The organism is Parabacteroides sp. PFB2-10 (genome assembly GCF_029893085.1).
In the GTDB taxonomy this organism is placed as follows: Bacteria; Bacteroidota; Bacteroidia; order Bacteroidales; family Tannerellaceae; genus QVMG01.
This window is the reverse complement of the sequence record NZ_JARXWI010000030.1, coordinates 1-13485: the sequence shown is the minus strand read 5'-3', so window position 1 is coordinate 13485 and position 13485 is coordinate 1. Positions and strand designations below refer to the sequence as shown.

The window sequence follows — 13485 nt, the reverse complement described above, 5'->3', positions numbered from 1 at the left end:
AAAAACAACTACAAAAATGACCACGTTTTGAAACGCAACTTTAAGGGGTCAGTTTAAATTGGCCGAAGGGGGTCACGTTCAATGGAATTTCCAGTGCACGCCATTCTGTGCTGTACATGAGTATTGCTCAAATGCACGTTCTCCATGTTCGGGCAAATCAAAACTTAGAACCTGATAGCCTGATTTCTTTGCTATGTTTGCAAAATGTTCGGCTTCTTCTTTCCTTGATTGTTTACCGTGTACATACAGGTATAGCTTATCCGAAGCCGAGCCGTAAAGGATTGCCGGAATATTATTGATTTTTATTTTCTCTTGTCTACTCATTTACATCTTTCTTCATATATCGTTGTGTCCATGGGCAATGAACCATACATTTCAGGCAAGTGGTGCATTTATCCACATCTATCATCTCCTCGCGCTCTATACCCGATTGCCAGACAATACCTTTCAGGGCATTGGGTTCGCAAACATCCAAACAAATCCGACAGTTGCCACACTGAACAGAGGGCAGATTATTCAATACTGTGTTGAGTGGTGCATCGGTCAAAACTGCACCCCAAGTTTGACAACAACCAAATTCCTTATTTACCAACAAATTGTTTTTACCAATCCAACCCAATCCGGCATGAGTAGCAAGAGTTTTCAACGGGAGCATTGTTTTTCCAAACATCCCGTCAAAATTACTCGTTGCTATTTGATTGGCATCCGAAAGTGAATAGGCTTTGTAACCGTTCTTTGCAATGGACTCTGCAAGCAGGTCGGATATGCGGTACATGCCCATTTCATAAACATAATGCTCGTCGTCATCGAAATAGTTGCGGGCAACCATATCAGACACATAATTAGGATTGTCACTGACTCTTTTCAGGTATTCGGGAGAGCATTTAACGCCAAACAGTATCGCAGACGAAAATCCCCGATTTTGCTTTTCAGCTAAACCGGAGATATCAACAAAGTGAATAAATTCTATTCCCTGTTGTTTTAACTCATTCGCGACTGTTTCGTTTAACGGATTCATTTATTTGTTAATCGAATTGCAAAGATACTATCTTATTCCACAGGAATATAGATTTCAGTTTTTAACTTTTCGGCTTCTGTTCTGTCAGGGTGATTCAGATACTTTTCGAAGCAATGGTAGTCCCGAAGTTTCAAGTTGTTTTCGGGAAGTAGACGAGCATATATCGTATCGTAAACGGCATCCAAATTGCTGTATGAACCCTGATAATGAAACACAGCAAACTTTCCCGCTTTGATTTCTTTTACTCCAATATCGCCCTGTGCCTTTACGTCTTTTTTAACAACAAGGCAAATATCGGTGCGGAGTTTATCGCTTTCTGTCACTTTCGGGTCATCGTGATAAATGGCTATATGCTCCATTCCGGCAGTAAAGAGCTTGTGTTCTTTGACGAATTGCCACAAACGTTGCCATGAACCTGAAAAGTCGAGGCTTCCGTATTCACCTGTGAGTTTAATGTAAATGGCTTGCTTGGCTTCAATCTCCAATACTTTGGGTGCTTTTATCTTTAATTGCATATCTTTCTTTTCTGCTTTCATAATGGTAAAATCTTTGTTGGTGCGGTATTCTGACGGCGAAATACCATATTGTTGTTTGAATGCTTTTGATAAAGACGCAGGAACATCGTAGCCGACACGGTAGGCGATTTCAGCAACAGACATATCGGTATATCGAATCAAACGGGCAGCAGTTTCCAGCCGAACCCTAACGATATAAGTTCCGATAGGTTCTCCCATAAACGCACGGGTAATACGGTGGAAGTGATAGGGAGAGAAATGACTTATTTCAGCCAGTTTTGTCAAATCAACGGCTTGATCCAAATGATTGTTGATATACTCCACAATGATATTGATCTGTTTCTGGTATTCCTCTATGGTCGATATTCGTTGTTGCATCTTATTTACTGAAATTAGATTCCTAAAACTCTCATTACTTCCTCCGCATGTTCACGGCAGTAGGCCTGGGTGAATGCTATAAAAGGTATTCCTATTAATACGCTTGTCAATAATCCGTTTCCTAAAGCCTTGTAATCTTTGTCTTTTAATGTAATCCATAAACCCAATGCGATATTGAGCGTCATAATAATATGGGAGAATTGGGTCAAAAGATCAATCCCGCTTTTCCACGGAAAGACAAACAAGCCCATTGTTCCGAAGAACATCATCGGCACTACGGCGATTGTAAGCCACATTTTGTTCTTTGTTCTGAAATAGAAGATTAACCCCAGTAGGAAAGCAATACTCGATGGAGCACATGCATTGAAAACAAGCCATTGAACAACGCTCACTTTGGCAATGCCCAGAAAATACCATGTACTGTTGGCAACAGTTAATAGAAGGATAACCGACAGGATAATACTTATAACTCGTTCTGTTTTTGTCATACTCATTTCTTTTATTTGTTTTTGCAAAAGTATGGTATAAACAGATTTAAGGCTTTTCCTATCTTGCTAACTTATCCATGATGATGCTATATTGCTACATGATATAAAATTATTGCTCCCCAAAATATTCTCTTCGTAAAAGAGCTGTCTAACCTTGCACACCTTGGCGACAAAAGTAGTGCTTGCAACAGTAGCGGAATTGTAAAAAAGAGACATTTGTCGTTATCGTTAGAAGTAATCCCAATTCTATAAATGCTTCTCCATTATTTTATACTTCGCTTGTACCACTCCATTTTTATAACTTATGCTGCTTTGCAATTCCCATTGAGATTCTTTCGGTTGCTCGGGGAATAGCGCAATTCCATTTCCAAGAATAACGGGTATCGTGGTTATTATCATTTCATCAACCAAGTCTGAAGCGAGAAGCATTGTTATTAGCTGACCACCACCAACCAGCCAAATGTCTTTGCCGTTTTCATTGCGGAGATAAGATATATTCTCAATCACGTTTTCCGTAATAAAGTGAATATTCTCTTTTGTTCCCATCGAATTGCGGGTAACAACATAGGTTGTTTTATCCGTGTATGGCCAAACGAAGTCCATATTTAATATGTCCCGGTATGTTTGTCCGCCCATAATAACAGTATCAATGGATTTATAGAAAACGTCGTAACCATAATTTGTTTCTGGATTTATCGGATATTTTGTTAGCCAATCCAAATCACCATCGCTTCGGGCAATGTACCCGTCAATGGAAGCTGCTATGTATAATTTTATTTTCTTCATGATTATCAAGTGTTATGCAAAATACGAAAAAAGCGTGGAACTTACACTGCTCCGACACGAGGCACTGGTATGCCTTAAGAACGAAACAGGCAAGTCCACGCCATACTTTCGTATAGCATGAACATTGCACATTCCATCTCGTTCTTAATTTGAAAATTACCAGTTTTCGTGTCGAGACGTTCAGCGAACGTTATGTTATATATCTATGAAGTATCTGATATACTTCTTATTCTCTTAATTTTACGCATACAAAGATACTATATTTAATTTATTTATCTGCTGTCCGCATCATCCATTCTTCGGGTTAACGCTTTGACCAAGCGGTTTAGATATTCCGTTCGATTGGTTTTACGACTTCTGATTTCTAAAAAAATATGGTAAATATCGCTCAAATCGACCTTGAAAATTCTTCCGAAAATGGTCGCCAATGCTTTTATTTCTATCATTCCTGCATTGATGCTTTTTTCTTCGTGAATGCTATATATGAGTTCTCCAAGTGCCGTTTTCTTGTCAGTCCATTGAGTAGGAGGCAATTCTTCATTTATTTGATATCCGTTTTCTTCCTGATACTTCAATTTTGATAACTCACAATTCAGATAAGCCGCCAACATATCGTTGGCAAGCAGTTTAGCAACCTTGAAATCAAAATTGGTCGAAAATTTAGGATCGCGCTCGAAATAAAAACTTTCCAGATTCAAATCCATTTCATGACGTCCTCTTAAAAAATAGTACTCGTCAAAGCAACTTTGACCGGAACGATAGTATTGAATAAATTCAGCATTCTTATTACAAAAGCCATTTATTTGTTCGTGCTCTTTTTCAAGATACGTTCTTATAGTAGCGAAATTTGAGATAGGACGTTTGATTTCCAAATAATATATCTTGCGAAGATAAATTAGTTTGCTAAACAATATGGGTTTAGTGTATTTGAAGAACGTGATTTCTTCATCAAAGGAGGGGAATTTATATTCTGAAACGAGAGTTTTCAGTTCATCAAAAGCGTTCTCCATCATCAATATCATAGCAGGTGCATTTTGTACAATATTATACAATTCTACTTCGCCTACCTGTATTGAAGCATTCAACTCACGGACTATTTTTTCTATCTTATCTTTCATAATACTACATTTCTCCGGTTTACCGATATGACTATAGTGGATTTGCAGTTTCAACAATTCAATTTCTGATTCAAGCAGTAGGATTGCTTTTAACAAATACGGATTTTTAAGCGCATTTTTCCCCTGCTCGTACCGTTGGAATGTCTGTAAGGAAACTAACTCAATACGAGTATCATTCAGCATCCGGAAAACTTCGGAATAGTTTTGTTCGGATTGACTGGCTGTTCTTAGCTGTTCCATAAAGCACCCATAGGCAGTTTGTATTTCTTCGTTTGTGACTTGTGTAGGATCAGACAATAAGCTGATTAACCTCTCTAAATTGTTCATTCATAGACATAATTTTAAGTGGTTAATAATGAGTGTTATATCCAAAACCTAAGTCTTGTTCACTATTATTTTTTGCCATGAAATATTATCATCCTCAAAAAGTTATCGAAGCATATACACCCCAATTTTCATTATTAATTATAGCCGGAGAAATTACCAGATTATGTTTCTTGGCAAACGGACGCGTGAAAACATATGTACTACCTATGCCAATAGCCGCTCCTGCAAGCACATCCCATGTATCGTGTCTTTTTCCATAAACACGTCCCCAAGCAACATAGCCTGAAACTAAATAGGCAGGGATACTATATTTCCATCCATATCTTTGTGCTATGAAAGATGCACCTTGAAAAGCCATAGCTGTATGATTAGACGGAAAAGAATGGGAATCGCTGCCATTAGGACGTTGTTTCTTTATCGTATATTTTAATAAATATGAGGTTGCAATACTTGTTGCTCCTGCGAAAACCAATTGTTTTGTGCCTTCGTAATCTTCCAGAATGAGAGATGTAATAAACCCGGCAACCGGAGGGGCAAACATCAAAATGTCTGTGGAGGTTTTAACCGCATCGCGAGATTGCGCTTTTATCCCACCATTCATTAAACATATACATGTTATAAGCAAAAAAAAAACTGTTTCATATTATTTCTCAATTAATTCCTGTTAGTATGAATATTAGAGTGAGCTTCCGAACGATAATTTATATACTTCATAACCGAGTAGTATAGCATGATCAGTGCAGAGCCAAGCAACACCCCGCCAATAATATCTGTAAACCAATGAACTCCCGAAATTAAACGTCCAATGATTGTTATGGCGATGATTAGGATGGACAAGACATTTGCTATTGTTCGTATTGTCCTATTTTTCAACAAAACATGAAATTGCATAATCGCTGTTGCCATAATGCAAAGCACTATCATTGTGTGGGAAGATGGGAATGATGCTTCTAATGACTTATGAATGATGACCGGTCTGTAATTTACAATACAGACTTCAAAAAATACATAGAAAATAATTACAAGTAAATAAAATATGCCTAAGAGAATAATGCCAGTGTCTACATACTTGATACTTTTCCTTTTGATTAGTTGAATCAGTCCCAATATAGAAAAGCCAAGAGCAACAAATATGGCGATAACTCCAATCCAGTCTGTAATGTGGTACCAGAGCAGGTTTTCTCCGAACAGATTAAACATGAATCTATTTATTATGGCAAGACCAACACAAGATTGTTGTGGACCTATTGGCTGAATATCAATGGTCAGTATAGCCGCAGTTAATAATGCAAACAGCAGGAACAATGTACCTGTTACGATAAAATTGATTTGTATTGTTTTCTTCATTCGTTTATTTCCCATTTCAGATATCTTTATTGTTTATGCCACAAAAGTATGGTGCGAACCTTACATAGAACCGACGACAACCTTACTTTTACCTTACATTTAATCGAACAGGAGAATAATTGCTCCATTATCACTACTTTTGTTTCAAATTGGCAAAATATGAATGGCAATAAACTTGATTTTCTGAAAGATAAACGGGTTCTGTTGGTTGATGACGAGTCAGAACTTCTTGATATGATAGAATCGATACTGCAAGATGAAGGCTTTTTTTCTATCTGTAAGGTTACGACACAAATGGAGGCACTTGAAAAATGCCGTATCTACAAACCTGAAATTGCAATACTTGATGTAATGCTGCCTGATGGAGATGGATTTTCACTTTTTAAAGAAATAAGAAAAACAATGGACTTTCCTGTTCTTTTTCTGACGGCAAAAGACCAACCGGAAGATCTCTTTACCGGACTTGGTTTAGGAGCAGATGATTATATAGTTAAGCCATTTTTGCCACGGGAATTGATATTAAGGTTGTATGCTATTCTTAGACGTTGTTACAAAACCGATGATTCTTTGATTGCCCTCAATGGATGTACGATTGATATCGGTAAGGCAGAAGTAAACAACAATGGAGTTATTTCCCCATTAACAGCTAAAGAGCTTGGTATATTGACTACACTATATAAGGCTGGGAATCGTATTGTTACGATAGATTCACTTTGTAATAGCGTATGGGGAGATAATCGTTATGGATACGAAAATTCATTAATGGCGCATATCCGTAGGATACGTGAGAAAATAGAGGAAGACCCGTCTTCTCCTTCATTATTGGTTACCATTAAAGGATTGGGGTATAAATTAAATGTGTGAATATGAACCCTATCCAATCTTCTATAAAACGTTTTATATTGAGATTGTCATTAGCCGTTGTCTTGGTATTGACAATAAATCTTCTTTTTCTGGGGATATACATATACCGCCATCAGAAATCAGTATCAGATGAGATAGCTATTATCCCTTTATTAAAGCAGTTTCCGCAAGAGCTTGTATTGAAAGGTAATCATTATTATCTGAATCATAATGTCCAAATTGAATTGGATAAACAGGGTATGTGGGCTATGCTGCTCGATGACAGGCAGGGTACGGTATTATGGAGTTATAAACTGCCGGAAGAAATTCCTACCCATTATACATTGAGTGATATTGCGGCTTTTAGTCGTTTTTATCTGAAAGATTACCCTGTATCTACATGGAAACACCCGAATGGGCTAATTGTCGTAGGCTCACCCAAATACAGTTTATGGAAAATTGCCTATATGTTTCCTTATTCTGAATTTAAAGCCATGCCGGGACGAATTATATTAATTGTGATTTGCGATTTGCTTATTCTTTTTTTACTCTACTTTATTATCGACCGTAAATCAATTAAAGCCGTATCCAATGTATTGTCGGGTATCCATTCTTTAGCAGAGGGTAAATTGATTCGATTGAGAGAAAAGGGAATTTTTTCAGAGATTGCTACCCAACTTAACAAAACTTCCGATTTACTTAAAACCCGTTCTATTGCTCAAGAAAATTGGATAGCAGGAATTTCTCATGACATCAGAACTCCTCTTACTGTCATTCTTGGTTATGCCGAAAAAATTGAAACAAACTCATCCTTACCCAAAGACGTGCAAGAAAAGGCATTACTCATTAAACACCAAAGTATCAGGTTGCGGGATTTGGTAAATGACTTAAATCTCATTACCCGTTTAGGAGATGATACCCAACCCGTACATTGGAAGTTGTTTCATCCTACGACTTTCTGCCGTGAACTTATAGCGGAGTTTTTAAATAACGGGATACCCGAAAACTATTCGATTGAACTTGACATAGAAAAGGGCTTAGAACCTGTCAAAATAAAGGGAGATACACATCTCTTGCAAAGGGCAATAATTAATCTATTGCACAATAGTATTCGTCATAATCCCAATGGATGCAATATTTATTTTCGGGTATATGAGAAGGAGCAGCACATTTTATTTGTCGTTTCCGATGATGGGAAAGGTATGACATCGAACGAAATTGAAACTCTACGAAATCGGTCACATTATCTGACAGAGAGTGATTCATCCCTTAATAAGCAACATGGATTGGGTCTTTATATCGTACAACAGATTGTAAAAATGCACAATGGGAATATATCCTTTGAAAAAAGCGAATCAGGAGGGCTGGATGTTGCGATTGAAATACCAATACTGTAAAAGTTGATAATCTGCTATACATCATACTGATTGACTTTCTGCTTTAACTGTCTTCTTGTAAATTTCATTTGCAGATATAAAAATTAATTTCTACCCTGATTATAAGACAGCACATAAGCTATGTAAGGAACGAAAAGTAGCATGCTGATTAGCAAACCTATTCCTAATGCTTTGTATTCTTTATGTTTGAAGATTACATAGAGCACCCACATCAAATTGAGTGTCATTACAATATGTCCAACATGAGCTATCATATTCGCTTCATTCCATGGTAAAACAAACATGGACATTGTTCCAAGAAAATAAATTGGAAGAAATGTTATCATTAAATACGAAGCGTTTTTCTTTACAAGAAACACTAAAAATAAAAGCAGATACAAGAAACTTGTTGGAGAACAAGAATTAAATGCAACCCATTGGACTAAACTGATTTTCAATTTCCCTAAGAAAAAGAATGTACTGCTCAAGGTTATGAGAAATAATAACCCTGCTAAAATAACCCCAGTAATCTTCTCTTTTTTTGTAAGTATCATATACATTAAAGATTATAATGGTTTTACAGGAATGCAAATATCCACGATGAATTTATGTTCAGGATCCGCACTGTAATCGTTATGATAGTACTCATAAGTAGGGCTATCGGAAGGTTGAAATCCGCTTTCGGTCAGCCAAGCACACATTGTATTCCAAGCCTCTTCAAACTCTGTCTCTTTAAGCTCGAAGCGACCAACAGCATATTTGCCGGCTGGAATATTCAGTTTCCCGATTTCGCCATCCACTTTTACATTGTCATCCACAATAATACAGGCATCCTGACGTACTTTATCAATACTTGTGATAGCCGGATCATCTTGATAAACGGTTACTGTTTTAGTGTTTTGATTTACCAATTCGCGAGGAATTGCCCAGCTAAAAAGTTTTTCGTAAGCCTGTCCGATCTTCTTGAAATCGCCTGTGTGACGACAATAAATCAGGTTCAGCTCAGGCATTCGTTTAATTTCAATTTTAGTGTCCATAATGATTATTTTATTAAATTCGACACTGCAAAATTGCTCATTAACTTGCTGGATATTTTTGCCAATCTTGCTGACTGCTTTGCAATCCTTGCTATATCTGACTCCGTTTTTAATATATATCGCTTTGTCTTGATTGCGAAATTCAGTGGTAGTCAGACCAAAATAGCCTTTAAATGCCCTACTGAAAGATGATACGTTAACGAATCCGCAAGCGAATGCAACCTCACTTACCGATGCTTTAGGGTTATTATGCAGTAATTGTGCTGCTTTCTCAAGTTTAATGCGAGATACAAAATTGTTCGGGGTTTCGCCCACCATTGCCGTGAATATTCTGTGAAAATGGTATGGAGAAAAAGATGCGACGCTTGCTAATGTAGCAAGATCAAATGATTTATCTAAATTGAGTCTTATGTAGTCCATTACCCGGTTTATTCGGGTGGTGTACTCTTGTTTACTGATTTGTTTAGAATCCATATTATATTATTTCGATGCAAAGATACATAATCATCACATCGCATTTTATACTAATCTTGCTGATATATAAATAAATTGGGAAAAACGAAGAACTGGAACCAGTCGTTCGACATATAGAAAAACCACAGATTTTGATATTCAAGAATGAGAATGCAGAGATATCCGGCATAGCTGATTTGATTACAGCTTTCAAACAGTCCAAATCGTTTGGAGTTGTTTGTAAGACTGAATTGCAAGCAAAAATCATAGCCGATAAGCTAAAAGCATATACGGAGGATATTTACTTCTTTTCAAACCAAAGTTCTGCTTTCGTACAAGACATCATTATAAACTCTGCTCACATGGCAAAAGGGTTGGAATTTGACGAAGTAATCATTCCGCAAGTAGCAGACAAGAATTATCATTCGGAGATTGACCAGAGTATGCTTTATGTGGCAGTAACAAGGGCAATGCATAGGTTGACGTTGACTTATTGCAGAGAGAAAAGTAGGTTACTTTACTGATGATCAGATATTGTCAGTTGTATTTTGCATCATTATCACTCTTGGTGATAATGATGCAAAAGTAGTGATAATGACCAGCGTTACAAATAAAGAGTAATTCGACTTTCTTTATCGTAATGACCATTTGCTTAAGTTTGCACCTTTTTTAGAAACAACTATAAAAGAGCAAACTCATGAGACATACTTTTTCTGTTATTTTTTATTTGAAGCGGTTGTCCGGTTCAGCAAATAAGAATTTTCCCATAATCGCCAGAATTACTATAAATGGAGAAAAATGTACTATTAACACACAACTGAAATGCCTTTCTGACTTGTGGAATGTAAAAGAACATAAAGTTGAAGGGAGGACAAGTGAATCTGTTTTTATCAATGAAACATTGAACCAAATCAAAGCCCGGCTTAACCAGATTTACTTTCAACAGTCATTATGCGATGGGGACGTAACCCCTGAAATGATTAAAGATATTTATACCGGAATTGCTTACAGTAAGCGGTATCTAATTTCCTATTTCTCCATTCACAACGAGAATTTTCGTAAACAGGTAAATATCTCCCGTTCACAAGCTACTTATCAGAAATATGAAGCCATCCGGAAACACTTGGTTGACTTCTTGCAATCGACGAAAGGAATAGAAGATATCCCTTTATACAAAGTAAACCACCAGTTTATCTGTGAATTTGAAATTTATCTAAGAACAGTTTCCGGTTGCAATCACAACAGTACAGCTAAGTTCATACAACTTTTCAAGCGGATTATCATATTGGCACTAAAGAATGGCATTATCAAGAATGACCCGTTTCAGGAATACCAAATCAAGCTAAAACAAACCAATCGCACATTTCTTACAATGGATGAAGTAAAATCTATCATGAAGCAAGAACTTCCCTATGAGCGGTTGGAACTTGTCAGGGATTTATTTCTTTTTGCGATTTTTACGGGCATTGCTTTCGTGGACATGAAGAATTTAAGAAAAAAACATCTGCATACAGCCGTTGATGGCCATCAGTGGCTTCGGTTTGAAAGGTGGAAGACCAAAGAAATGAGTAATATCCGGCTTTTTGATATTCCTACCAAACTGATTGAAAAGTACAGTGATTCAAAAAGGGAGACATTGTTCCCGATGTTAAGCAATCAGAAAGTAAATCAATACCTGAAAGAAATTGCCGAAACCTGTGGGATTAAGAAGCGAGTTACATACCATTGCGGGCGGCACACAATGGCCACGACTATTGCCTTATCTAATGGTATGCCGATGGAAAGTCTTGCTAAATTATTAGGACATAAGAATGTACGAACAACACAGATCTATGCTCGAATTACGGATACAAAGCTTAATGCTGATATGGAATCGTTGGAGGAAAAGTTGGCAGATTTTCAGTTGTAAGCACGAAATAAACTATTTGTCTATTCTCAACTCACAAAAGTTTGAAAATAGCATGGATGCTTCAAGCTACAAATCCTCGTTCTTGTCTATATTTTAATGGCGATTAAAATAATCGCCATTAAAATAACCTGATATACATAGTGGCGGATTGAAATATTCTTCTTATTTTTGTAACCGCCATTAAGATAATGAGTATTAAATAACATGAGATATGAAGTTTTATAACAGAACAGCGGAGTTAGATATATTAGCCCGTACATTGGAGCAATCGAAGAGAAGTTCCTGTTTTACGGTGATGGTTGGTCGTCGTCGTATCGGCAAGACCTCCCTTTTACTTGAATCTGTAAAGGGACAGAAGTATCTTTATCTGTTTGTTTCCCGTAAAAGCGAACCGCTTCTTTGCGAACAGTTTCAGAAAGATGCAGCAGATGTTTTAGGATTGCAAATATTCGGCTCGATTACCCGATTCAAAGACCTTTTTGAACAGTTGTTGATTTTTGCCACAAAGGAACATTACACGCTTATCATTGATGAATTTCAAGAGTTTGATAATGTAAATTCGTCCATATTCAGCGATGTTCAGAATCTTTGGGATCAGTATAAAGACAAGACTAAGATCAACTTCATTGCTTCCGGTTCTATCTATTCGATGATGATGAAGATTTTTGAGAACAGGAAAGAACCGTTATTCGGGCGACTTACCTCAAAGATAACACTGCAACCTTTCGCCGTTAGCGTAATAAAAGAAATCCTGAACGATTATAACCCTAAATATACATCGGAAGATCTTCTGTGTCTCTATATGCTGACGGGTGGCGTTCCCAAATACATCGACCTACTGATGGAAGGCGGAGCTGTAACAAAGAATAAGATACTGGATGTGGTTACACGTCCTGATTCTCCCTTTATCGGGGAAGGCAAAGAATTGCTTATCTCTGAATTTGGAAAAGAGTATGGGACTTACTTTTCCATTCTGCAATTAATCGCTTCCGGGAAAACGACCCAAAGTGAAATAGATTCCATTATCGGAAAGAATACGGGGGCATATCTGGTTAATTTAGAAAAAGAATACTCTCTTATTACAAAGAACAAGCCCATGTTCTCGAAGCCGGAAAGCCGAAAAGCTCGTTGGAGTTTAAATGACAACTACCTTCGTTTCTGGTTTCGGTTCATTTATCCGAATCAGTCATTGATTGAAATGGGAAAATATGACTTGCTTCGTGAGTTTATTGACAAGAACTATGATCAATATAGCGGTTTCACTTTAGAAAAATATTTTCGGGCTAAAATGGCGGAAGAGGAGAGGATAACCGCTATCGGTAGCTATTGGGACAGCAAAGGCGAAAATGAGATAGACCTGATAGCCTTGAATGATTTGGATAAAACGGCTATTGTTGCCGAGGTAAAGCGTAACCCCAAGAAAATTGACATAACTTTACTTCAGGCGAAAGCCGATTCAATCAAAAAAGAACTTGCAAAATATAAGGTTGAATTAAGGGGCTTATCTATGAATGATATGTAAAGCCCAGTGCAAGGTGCAGCCTATTTATATATAGGCTGCACCTTGCACTGGAGAACGACTTGATATTCAATTAATTTTTGTAAGATTCAAAAAGTTCGTATATTTGAACCTGAAAGCTGATATGAAGCTTGTGGACAGGAAAAGACAGTCGAAAGTCAAGACTGGACAGAAATCAGTTACTAAATAGTTACTAAAGAAAAGGCGAAGTAGCCTTAACCTCGTATCATACAGGACAATCGGAATTTATCGTTCCGTTCCCTCTCTCTCCGCTGAGAAGCAAAGACTTCTAACAGACAAAAGGAGACAAGTCCTGTAAAATCAAGGTTTTACAGGACTTTTTCTTTTATAACTAAGTCACCTGAAAGACC

General features: G+C 37.2%; 14 protein-coding genes and 1 pseudogene. 5 read left to right on the top strand and 10 right to left on the bottom strand.

Annotated elements, in window-relative coordinates:
- Window positions 1–78: 78 nt before the first annotated feature.
- The 8 genes from M2137_RS14730 to M2137_RS14695 form a co-directional block, all read right to left on the bottom strand.
- Window positions 79–324 carry a hypothetical protein gene (locus tag M2137_RS14730; RefSeq protein WP_280767188.1) on the bottom strand — a complete coding sequence of 82 codons (246 nt, stop codon included), beginning with the start codon at window positions 322–324 and terminating at the stop codon, window positions 79–81.
- Window positions 317–1018: a 4Fe-4S dicluster domain-containing protein gene (locus tag M2137_RS14725; RefSeq protein WP_280767187.1), complete on the bottom strand. Its 702-nt coding sequence runs from the start codon at window positions 1016–1018 to the stop codon at window positions 317–319. The genes M2137_RS14730 and M2137_RS14725 overlap by 8 nt, the downstream gene beginning before the upstream one ends.
- Window positions 1019–1050: 32 nt before the next feature.
- On the bottom strand, window positions 1051–1911 hold the full coding sequence (locus tag M2137_RS14720) for an AraC family transcriptional regulator (protein ID WP_280767186.1): 861 nt from the start codon (window positions 1909–1911) through the stop codon (window positions 1051–1053).
- A 14-nt stretch (window positions 1912–1925) separates the two neighbouring features.
- A complete protein-coding gene (locus M2137_RS14715) occupies window positions 1926–2399 on the bottom strand; it encodes a hypothetical protein (RefSeq protein ID WP_280767185.1) in 474 nt (157 codons plus the stop codon).
- Window positions 2400–2645: 246 nt separating this feature from the next.
- The gene (locus M2137_RS14710; RefSeq protein ID WP_280767184.1) at window positions 2646–3185 is read right to left on the bottom strand and encodes a dihydrofolate reductase family protein; all 540 of its coding nucleotides are present in this window, start codon (window positions 3183–3185) and stop codon (window positions 2646–2648) included.
- 272 nt (window positions 3186–3457) lie between these two features.
- Complete coding sequence (locus M2137_RS14705; protein ID WP_280767183.1) at window positions 3458–4630, bottom strand: RteC domain-containing protein; 1173 nt, start codon at window positions 4628–4630, stop codon at window positions 3458–3460.
- A 94-nt stretch (window positions 4631–4724) separates the two neighbouring features.
- Window positions 4725–5231, bottom strand: coding sequence for a phosphatase PAP2 family protein (locus M2137_RS14700; protein WP_280767182.1), 507 nt, complete (start codon window positions 5229–5231; stop codon window positions 4725–4727).
- A gap of 53 nt (window positions 5232–5284) precedes the next feature.
- Complete coding sequence (locus M2137_RS14695; RefSeq protein WP_280767181.1) at window positions 5285–5992, bottom strand: phosphatase PAP2 family protein; 708 nt, start codon at window positions 5990–5992, stop codon at window positions 5285–5287.
- Between the two features lie 144 nt (window positions 5993–6136).
- Here M2137_RS14695 and M2137_RS14690 point away from each other — a divergent pair, with 144 nt between their 5' ends.
- Window positions 6137–6841, top strand: coding sequence for a response regulator transcription factor (locus M2137_RS14690; protein ID WP_280767180.1), 705 nt, complete (start codon window positions 6137–6139; stop codon window positions 6839–6841).
- 2 nt (window positions 6842–6843) lie between these two features.
- The gene (locus M2137_RS14685; protein WP_280767179.1) at window positions 6844–8217 is read left to right on the top strand and encodes a HAMP domain-containing sensor histidine kinase; all 1374 of its coding nucleotides are present in this window, start codon (window positions 6844–6846) and stop codon (window positions 8215–8217) included.
- Between the two features lie 83 nt (window positions 8218–8300).
- Here M2137_RS14685 and M2137_RS14680 read toward each other — a convergent pair whose 3' ends face one another.
- Together M2137_RS14680 and M2137_RS14675 are read right to left on the bottom strand one after the other, a co-directional pair.
- On the bottom strand, window positions 8301–8750 hold the full coding sequence (locus tag M2137_RS14680) for a hypothetical protein (RefSeq protein WP_280767178.1): 450 nt from the start codon (window positions 8748–8750) through the stop codon (window positions 8301–8303).
- A gap of 12 nt (window positions 8751–8762) precedes the next feature.
- The gene (locus M2137_RS14675; RefSeq protein WP_280767177.1) at window positions 8763–9707 is read right to left on the bottom strand and encodes an AraC family transcriptional regulator; all 945 of its coding nucleotides are present in this window, start codon (window positions 9705–9707) and stop codon (window positions 8763–8765) included.
- 83 nt (window positions 9708–9790) lie between these two features.
- Between M2137_RS14675 and M2137_RS14670 the strand changes: the two are divergent.
- The 3 genes and pseudogenes from M2137_RS14670 to M2137_RS14660 all read left to right on the top strand — a co-directional run.
- Window positions 9791–10210: pseudogene (locus tag M2137_RS14670) on the top strand (3'-5' exonuclease); the annotation flags it as partial.
- Window positions 10211–10383: 173 nt separating this feature from the next.
- Window positions 10384–11595: a site-specific integrase gene (locus M2137_RS14665; protein WP_280767176.1), complete on the top strand. Its 1212-nt coding sequence runs from the start codon at window positions 10384–10386 to the stop codon at window positions 11593–11595.
- Window positions 11596–11806: 211 nt separating this feature from the next.
- Window positions 11807–13117 (top strand): ATP-binding protein, encoded by a 1311-nt coding sequence (locus M2137_RS14660; RefSeq protein ID WP_280767175.1) that lies wholly within the window; start codon window positions 11807–11809, stop codon window positions 13115–13117.
- Window positions 13118–13485: the final 368 nt, after the last annotated feature.

Bases quoted from the DNA above. Each gene is read 5' to 3' on its own strand.
- M2137_RS14680 (WP_280767178.1), bottom strand. From the start codon at position 8,750: ATGATACTTACAAAAAAAGAGAAGATTACTGGGGTTATTTTAGCAGGG.
- M2137_RS14730 (WP_280767188.1), bottom strand. From the start codon at position 324: ATGAGTAGACAAGAGAAAATAAAAATCAATAATATTCCGGCAATCCTT.
- M2137_RS14660 (WP_280767175.1), top strand. From the start codon at position 11,807: ATGAAGTTTTATAACAGAACAGCGGAGTTAGATATATTAGCCCGTACA.
- M2137_RS14675 (WP_280767177.1), bottom strand. From the start codon at position 9,707: ATGGATTCTAAACAAATCAGTAAACAAGAGTACACCACCCGAATAAAC.
- M2137_RS14695 (WP_280767181.1), bottom strand. From the start codon at position 5,992: ATGGGAAATAAACGAATGAAGAAAACAATACAAATCAATTTTATCGTA.
- M2137_RS14725 (WP_280767187.1), bottom strand. From the start codon at position 1,018: ATGAATCCGTTAAACGAAACAGTCGCGAATGAGTTAAAACAACAGGGA.
- M2137_RS14710 (WP_280767184.1), bottom strand. From the start codon at position 3,185: ATGAAGAAAATAAAATTATACATAGCAGCTTCCATTGACGGGTACATT.
- M2137_RS14720 (WP_280767186.1), bottom strand. From the start codon at position 1,911: ATGCAACAACGAATATCGACCATAGAGGAATACCAGAAACAGATCAAT.
- M2137_RS14700 (WP_280767182.1), bottom strand. From the start codon at position 5,231: ATGAATGGTGGGATAAAAGCGCAATCTCGCGATGCGGTTAAAACCTCC.
- M2137_RS14705 (WP_280767183.1), bottom strand. From the start codon at position 4,630: ATGAACAATTTAGAGAGGTTAATCAGCTTATTGTCTGATCCTACACAA.
- M2137_RS14665 (WP_280767176.1), top strand. From the start codon at position 10,384: ATGAGACATACTTTTTCTGTTATTTTTTATTTGAAGCGGTTGTCCGGT.
- M2137_RS14690 (WP_280767180.1), top strand. From the start codon at position 6,137: ATGAATGGCAATAAACTTGATTTTCTGAAAGATAAACGGGTTCTGTTG.
- M2137_RS14715 (WP_280767185.1), bottom strand. From the start codon at position 2,399: ATGACAAAAACAGAACGAGTTATAAGTATTATCCTGTCGGTTATCCTT.
- M2137_RS14685 (WP_280767179.1), top strand. From the start codon at position 6,844: ATGAACCCTATCCAATCTTCTATAAAACGTTTTATATTGAGATTGTCA.